Origin of the sequence: Kitasatospora cathayae, assembly GCF_027627435.1 — a bacterium.
Classification (GTDB): Bacteria; Actinomycetota; Actinomycetes; order Streptomycetales; family Streptomycetaceae; genus Kitasatospora; species Kitasatospora cathayae.
On sequence record NZ_CP115452.1, the window covers coordinates 104,619 to 112,409 of the forward strand.

The 7,791-nt window shown below is 70.2% G+C and carries 5 protein-coding genes; 3 read left to right on the forward strand and 2 right to left on the reverse strand.

The window, feature by feature from the left end; genetic code table 11:
- Positions 1-374: 374 nt before the first annotated feature.
- From O1G21_RS40935 to O1G21_RS40945, 3 genes are all read left to right on the forward strand, one after another.
- A complete protein-coding gene (locus tag O1G21_RS40935; RefSeq protein ID WP_270151888.1) occupies positions 375-644 on the forward strand; it encodes a hypothetical protein in 270 nt (89 codons plus the stop codon).
- Complete coding sequence (locus O1G21_RS40940; protein ID WP_333493574.1) at positions 637-3,681, forward strand: ATP-binding protein; 3,045 nt, start codon at positions 637-639, stop codon at positions 3,679-3,681. Before O1G21_RS40935 ends, O1G21_RS40940 begins: the two co-directional genes overlap by 8 nt.
- 513 nt (positions 3,682-4,194) lie before the next feature.
- On the forward strand, positions 4,195-4,587 hold the full coding sequence (locus tag O1G21_RS40945) for a hypothetical protein (protein ID WP_270151806.1): 393 nt from the start codon (positions 4,195-4,197) through the stop codon (positions 4,585-4,587).
- 909 nt (positions 4,588-5,496) lie between these two features.
- Here O1G21_RS40945 and O1G21_RS40950 read toward each other — a convergent pair.
- Together O1G21_RS40950 and O1G21_RS40955 are read right to left on the reverse strand one after the other, a co-directional pair.
- Positions 5,497-6,651 (reverse strand): ParB/RepB/Spo0J family partition protein, encoded by a 1,155-nt coding sequence (locus tag O1G21_RS40950; protein WP_270151808.1) that lies wholly within the window; start codon positions 6,649-6,651, stop codon positions 5,497-5,499.
- Positions 6,651-7,310, reverse strand: a complete 660-nt coding sequence (locus O1G21_RS40955; protein ID WP_270151810.1) for a ParA family protein — start codon at positions 7,308-7,310, stop codon at positions 6,651-6,653. The genes O1G21_RS40950 and O1G21_RS40955 overlap by 1 nt, the downstream gene beginning before the upstream one ends.
- Positions 7,311-7,791: the final 481 nt, after the last annotated feature.

The following is a 7,791-nucleotide window of genomic DNA, read 5'->3' on the forward strand; positions in this document are numbered from 1 at the left end:
TGCCATGCCCACAGACATGGCAATCGCGCCGGGTCCGCCTCAAGACGATCCGCTGCGCTTCCCATGGCAGCCCTCGTGGCCGGCAGGAAGCCCGTGCGGTGGCGGCCGGGTTCCACCCGTACGGACACTCGACGAGGCGTCCGCGGCGTACGTGTTCGGCAGTCGGCCCGGGTGCGCAGCCGTCGCCGCTCACGGCGCTGCCGGCGCGCGCCCCGACCATGGCCGAATATCGGCGCAAATCAGGCCGGTTATGCCGCGATGGTGATCATTTAGGAGTACATGGCGAAAGTACTGAATATTCCCCTGACCTGCCGTCAGGTGTAAGATGCTGAACCCGCGGCTACGTGCCGGGAGCAATATCAATGGGGGCAGGCATGGCTCGTGGATGGGAAGCCGATCCTTCCGCTTCGCTCGAGAAGCGTCTGGGGAAATCCGCGAAAGAACTCGGGACGTCCGAAGGCCGGGACGAATGCCCGGACATCTGGCAGCTCTCGAACGGCGATATCGCCGTGATCGGCCGCGACCTCACCGAGGACTACAGCGGCCGCCTCCCCGACGGTGTCGTCCTGGGTCCGGGCGAGCGGCTCGTCGTCATTCCCGGCCTCATGCTGAGCACGGCGAAAGCGGACATCGCGGATGCCTGATCGGCGGGTCCCCGAGCTGCGGTCCGAGTGGGGCGAGATCCTCGCCCGGCAGGACTACAAGCGCGACTTCCGCGAGCGGGACGCGCGGGTCCGCGGTCGGGACTCCTGGAAGCTGGAGCGGCGCCAGCACTTCGAGGAGCAGGGAAGTGCCAGCTGGGAAGCGGTGCGCAGGGGTGACTGGACCGAGGCGCTGCGCCTGCTCGAGGGCCGGCGCGCGGCGCTGCTCGAGATGGGGCGGGAGGACGAGGAGCGCCGGTCGTTCTTCCACCGCGTCCGAGTGGTCCAGAAGCCGCTGACGGCCTACGTGCAGTGGGAGCTGCACTCGCTGCGGATCCGCGCCGAATGCGGCGAGCGGATCCGTATCGTCGGCGCCGAGGCACTCGCCGATTCCGGGGACGAGGAATTCGGTCCGCTGCCGGAAATCGTCATTCTCGGCGGCCGCACGCTCTATCAGGTCCTGTATTCGGAAACAGGGGTTCCAGTCGGCGCGGTCCGCTACACCGATCCCGATCTCGTCCTCCGCTGGGAGGACTACATCAAGGATCTCTACCGCACCGGCGAGGACGTGCCGACCTACTTCGACCGCGAAGTGGCACACCTCCCTCCGCCCACACAGAATCGGAGTACCGTGGCAGACGGGAACGATGGGAACACCGACGGCCCCGGACGCACGCATTCCGCCGTGTCCGGGTCGTCGACCCACGACCTCGTCCAGGCACGGGACATCAGCGGCGGAATCCATTTCCACCGCGCAGCCGGCCACGACAGCCCCGCCCCGAAGCCCCGCCAGCTGCCCGCCGACGTCCGCGGCTTCGTCAACCGCGTCGACGAACTCCGCGCACTGGACACCGCCCTCACCGGCGAAGCCGCGGACCGTCCCCCAGCCGCCGTCATCGTCATCGCCGGAACCGCAGGCGCCGGCAAGACCTCCCTCGCCCTGCACTGGGCCCACCGGGCCCGCGACCGCTTCCCCGACGGACAGCTCTACGTCAACCTCCGCGGCTACGATCCCGGACGCCCCGTCACCGCCCAGGAAGCCCTCCACCGCTTCCTCACCTCCCTCGGCGTCCCCGCCCCCTCCGTCCCCACCGACCCCGACGCGGCCGCCGCCCTCTACCGCTCCCTCCTCGCCGACCGCCGCGTCCTCGTCATCCTCGACAACGCAGCCACCGCGAGCCAGGTCCGCCCCCTGCTACCAGGCAGCGCCGGCAGCCTCGTCCTCGTCACCAGCCGCAGCCGCCTGTCCGGCCTCGCCGTCCGCGACGGCGCCCGCCGCCTCACCCTCGGCACCCTCCCCGAACCCGAAGCCGTCGCCCTGCTGCGCGCCGTCACGGCCGACCACCGCCCACAGGACGACCCGGACCAGCTCACCGAACTCGCCCGCCTCTGCGCCCAGCTGCCCCTCGCCCTGCGCATCGCGGCCGAACGCGCCGCCAGCATGCCCCACATGGGCCTCGACGACCTGATCGCCGACCTGCGCGACGAATCCGCACTCTGGGACGCCCTCAGCGTCGGCGAGGACGAGGACGCCGACGCCGTCCGCACCGTCTTCGCCTGGTCCTACCGTGCCCTACCCGACCAGGTCGCCCGCCTCTTCCGCCTCCTCGGCCTCCACCCCGGCCCCGACTTCGGACTCCACGCCGCGGCCGCCCTCGCCCGCCTCACCCCCAACCGCACCCGCCAACTCCTCGACTCCCTCGTCGGCGCCCACCTCGTCGAACAGAGCGCACCGGACCGCTACCAGTTCCACGACCTCCTGCGCGCCTACGCCACCGACCAGGCCCAGCGCGAGGACACTCCCGCCGAGCGCCAGGCAGCCCTGCACCGCGTCCTCGACTGGTACCTGCACACCGCCGACGCCGCCCAGCAGTGGCTGCGCCCGGCCGAGGCCCGTCTGCCGCTCGACCCGCCGGCGGACGCAGTCCAGCCGGCCGCCTTCGCCGACTACAACGCCGCCGTGGACTGGGCCGAACGCGAACGCGCCAACCTCCTCCACGCCGTCCACACCGCCTCCGCCGCGGGCGAGGACCGACGCACATGGCAGCTGGCCGCCGTCCTCTGGAACGCCCAGGCCCCCTCCGCACCCGGCACCGACTGGCCCCCGGCAGGCCGCGCCGGCCTCACAGCCGCGCAACACCTCGGCGACGACCGCGCACGGGCCCTGCTGCTCACCGACCTCGGCATGGCGTCCACCCGCACCAGCGCCCTCGACGACAGCCTGGAACACCACCGTGCGGCGCTCGCGCTCTGGCGCGGCCTCGGTGACCGGCTCAACGAGGCGCACTCCCTCAACCTGATCGGCCTGGTCCACCTGCATCGCAGACAACTCGCCGACGCCGCATACCACTTCGAGCAGGCATTCGCCGCGTTCCGGCTCCAGAACGAGGCACAGTGGCAGGCCACCACCCTCGCCAACCTCGCCGGCACTCACTACCGCGCCGGCCGTCTGCCCGAGGCCGCGGCCGCCGTCGACGAGGCGCTGACCGCCCACCGCGCCCTGAAGAACCAGCGCGGTGAGGGCAATGCCCTGCGCCTGCTGAGCGACATCCGCCGCGAGGACGGCGACCCGGCTGGCGCGCTCGCCGCCGCCCAGGCCGCCCTCGACATCGCCCTCAGCCTGCGGGACCACCGGCTCGAAGGCTTCTGGCTCCTCACCCTCGGCGACGCCCAACGCGCCGACGGACAGCACACCGACGCCCTCGAGTCCTACCAGCGCGCCGCCGTCCTCCACCGCCGCCTCGGTGACCGCAGCCGCGAAGCCCAGGCCTGGCACGGCGCGGGCGAGGCCTACCGCCACCTCGACCGCCCCGCCGAAGCCGCCGCCCTCCTCCGCCGGGCCGCCGCCGCCCACCACGACCTCGGCGACACCTGGCACGAAGCCCTGTCCCTTGATGCCCTGGCCGCAGCCTTGGTCTCCGACGACCCGCCAGCGGCGCGACGGCACCGGGAGGACGCACTCGCCCTCCTGACCGGCTACGACGACCCGCGAGCGGCAGCGACACGAGACCGGATCGCGCGGCAACTGGAGACGGGCTGACCGTCAGGCGCACTGGCCGAGCTCAGTGCCGAAGCGGTTTCGCCCACTGGCTCAGGCAGTAGCTGGTAGTGCTTCGGGAACCACCGGGACCGCAGCGTGTTCGATGTTCACGAGGAGCGACAGCACTCGCACTCGCCAATAGCGGTTGCGGGTATCACGAGCTGTTGGGTTCCAGCGGTGCAGATGACTGAGATCGGTGGCCCAGGCGACGACGTCGAGCTCGCCGAATCGGCCCGCGGTGGCGTCGGTGATGGGTCGCGTACCGATGAGTGGCAGATGACGGTCCTTCTGCGACTTCGAACTGACCGGCCGTCGGCTTCGCCCGAACTGACTGTTCGCCGAACTATCCCGCCCATCACGGCCCGGGGTGTGGTGGTCGCCACCACCAGCCGTCGAAGCAGACATACGTACGTGCAACCAGCAGTCAAATGACTGACGCACACGTGCACCGCATAGAGAACAGTTGCATCACTGCGCGAGCAGAAACGCCGGAACGAAATCTTGGAGTCATGCATGAAGTTCCTGTCGGGCAAGCTGCCGAAGACGGCCGTCACCCTCGGCCTCGCCGTGGCCGCGCTGACCGCCGTGCCGGCCACCCCGGCCTCGGCGAGCACGGCCGCCACCGCGGGCTGCACCCGCGCCCTGCGCTTCTACGACGTCCAGGTCCAGGTGGACAACTGCTCGGACGGCTGGGTATGGATGTACACCGGCACCCGCTTCCGCGGAGCCACCGCCTACGCGAAGACCGCCTCCGGCCAGGTACGGGAGCTGCAACTGGGGAAGAACCAGGCCAGCGCGGTGAAGTACGGCGAGCGGGTCACGAGCATCCACGTCTGCGGAAACGACACCGTCGGCTGGTTCCCCCCGATCCCGTTCCGGCGGTGCTCGACGGAAGTCGGCCTGTGAGGACCTCCCCGTGATGACGCCGAAGCGGTCCGTCCAGGGCATGGGCGGACCGCTTCCGCGTCCCTCTCATGCGAGATGGAGATGGCCGCCTCCACGGCTGCGGCCGTCGGCCATACACCAGCGCACCTGGCGGCGCGAAGTCCAGCAGGTCCTTCCGCACGGCGACGGTTTCGTCCGCCGCAGCGCAGGAGGCGGTTGATCCCGCTGGTGCGGGGAGGCCACCGCCGTGCGGTCGGCCAGGAACCATCCCTACTTGCTTTCCGGCGGGTTCGGTGGCGGGGTCGGTAGCCCGGTCGGCTGGGCCTTTGGGCCGCCGATTCCACCGCTTCCGTCGGACGCCGGGTCCTGGCCGTCGTCGCTCGTGGTCTCCTCCGCCTCCTCGGCTGCCGGGATGTCGTCTGGGAGCGGCATGACGGGGTGCATCGGCACCCGGGTCGGGCCGCGGGTCCCACGGCCGCGTTGGGCGCGCCACCGGCCCTGGTCGTCTGGCGGGATCGTGCCGCTCATAACGTCCTCCTCTTGCTGCGGGACCCGTCATCGGGGCGCGGGTGCTCCGAAGGCGTGGGCCTTTCAGGGCTGGACGGCGGGCGGTTGGCCCCCGCAGGTGCGGGGAGGAGGATTCCTGACCTGCGACGTAGCAGCGGCTTTGCCATTTCTTGACTGATGGAATGTTGGCTTGGCGGGTGCTACGGGTGGCCAAATGTGTCATCGCTGACACCGTTGAGCTGTTGAGGAGTCAAGGACCAACTGACATCGTGCCACGCGCACCCGACAGCGTCCTCGGGCGGATCGTTTCCGATTCCAGCGCGGTAAGCAGGAGAGCTGCGGGTCCCCTTGACCCTCAAGGCCTCGAAGAGCCGTGGGTGTCCCACCCCACCATCCAGGAGGGGTGGGACACCCACGGATGCGTCAGCTGCTGGTCGTCAGCAGACGGTTGGCCAGGGCGTCGGCGAGGCGGTAGGCCTCGTCGGCCGAGAGGGTGCGGCAGATGGCGTCTGCCAGTTCCTCGACGTTGTGCCAGTCGACGTTTCCGAGGCCCGCCTGCGGGGCGGCGGCTGCCGGCTTCTCGCGCTGCTCCGGCATCGGGAGCGGCTCGGAATTTTCCGCGGAAAATCGGTCGGGGCTCGAAGCGGGTTCAGTGCTCGCGGACGGAGCTTGCGGGGCGGCGGACTCCGGCCGGGGTGCCGCGGGAGCCACCGGCTCCGCCGCCTCGGCGACCGCCTCGGCGACCGGCTGGGCAGCGGGCGCAGGTGTGAGCACCGGCTGTGGAGCCGGCGCAGCAGGAGCCACGTCGGCGGGGGCTGCCTTGGCCGCAGCCTTCGCCTCCAGCCTCGCCGCCCGCTTCGCCGTCACCGCGTCGGCGTCGGCTTGGAGCAGCTGCTCCAGCTCCGCCGTCTGCTCGGCCAGGGACATCTCCTCGATGCCCTTCACCGAACCCAGACGGCGGGCGACGTTGATGGAGACGCCCTCCTCGCCGCGCGCCTTGGCCCGCACCTGGCGCTGTAGCTCAGGGTGGAGCTTCAGCAGGTTCTTGCGGTGCGAGATCCAGCTCTGGGACCAGCCCTCCGCCTCGGCGGCCTCCTTGGCGGTCGCGTACTGCGCCACGATGAGCAGGACCGCGTTGGCCTCCTCGATCGGGTCGAAGTCCTTGCGCGCCATGTTCTCGTCGAGCGCCGCCCGCAGCAGGGTCGCCTTGGACTCGGCCACCGAGTCGTCGACGACGACCAGCAGCTGCTCGCGCCCGTACAGCTGAGCGGCGGCCCGACGGCGGTTGCCGTTGACGACGACCACGTCCTCCGGGCCCGCGCCCAGCGTCTGCCGGTCCTCGGGCCACAGCCGGAGGTAGGCGGCCGGGGTGACGGCGAGGCAGCTCTGCAACTGGCGGTCCTTGATGCTCGCCAGGTCGGAGAGGTCGCCCAGTTCGTCACGCGGGTTGCGCGGGTTGGGCAGGCAGTTGGCGGTGGGGATCCACCGGGCCGGGGCGTCCTTGGCACTGTCCACACCCGGGGCGTCGACGACCGGGTCGGCGGCCATCGAGGCGAAGGAGACGCGACGGCCTGCCATCAGCGACCCCCGTAACCGAGCTCGAGGGACAGCCGGAAGAAGTCCTCGCGGGCCCGGTAGGCGGTTCCGCTCTCCTTGTACTGGGTGACGACCGTCCCCTCGGCCACCGCTCGGGAGTGGATCTTGTACCGGCGCAGGACGGTCTTGGCGCGCGGCCATCCCCTCGCGGCGATGTACGCCTCGGTGTCCTCGAGGTCGGCACGGCCGTCCCGGGGGTCCCAGTTGTTGACGACGACCCGGTACGGGATGTCCATCGGCTCGATGACCTTCTGAATGGTCCGCGCCGTGGGGTCGAAGCACAGCGGCTCGGTGATCATCGGGACCAGGACGTCGTCCGCGATCTCCAGTGCCCGGCGCAGGATCTCCTCGTCGGCCAGGGTGCCCGGCGTGTCGATGAAGATGTGCTCGTACTCGTCCTTCGCGCCGAGGACGTCGAAAGTGCACGCCGCCAGGTTGACCGTGGTGGTGGTCTTGCCGACGCCGCCCTTCTGGTTGGCGATCACGTGGATCTTCGCGCCGGTCTTCTTGAGGTGGACCAGCTGATCGGCCTGGTCGTGCGCCGCCATGAAATCGAAGGGCAGGTTGTCCCCCACCCGCTCGGCCCAGACGACCGCGGACCCCTGGGGGTCGGTGGACACGACAAGCACAGATGGCTTCATGATGTTCCGTTCTCTCCGTGGGCTTCCCGGGCGGTTCGCCCGGTACTGCGGACGCCCGCCGCTCAAAGCCGTGGGCGGCGGACTGGGACAGCATTCCAGATGATCGACTCGGAGCCTGACGCGACCCGCGTGTGTTGGAGCACGACTGGCGCCCCCACGCGCCTGGTTTTCCGGAGAAACGCTGCTGTTCGTCTGGCGGGCTTCCTGAATTTTCGGTTTCCGGTGTGTGGCGATGCCTGGGCTGCAGAGGGGGGAATGGATGATCGAGAACCGCTGGCTCGCGATTGTGATTGGACGGTATGGCGTTCGCGAAGTCACTTGATTTCCAATGGATGCGGAGTTGTGAGGGTTCGGGACTTGAGGTGTTGGATGCCCGGAGGCCGGGGGCGCATGGCACTATGTCCCAGTGTTGTCTGACGGCCCAATAGGCTGGTGTGGGCTGGCTGATCACGTTTGACCCGGCAGACATGGTCAAGAAGTT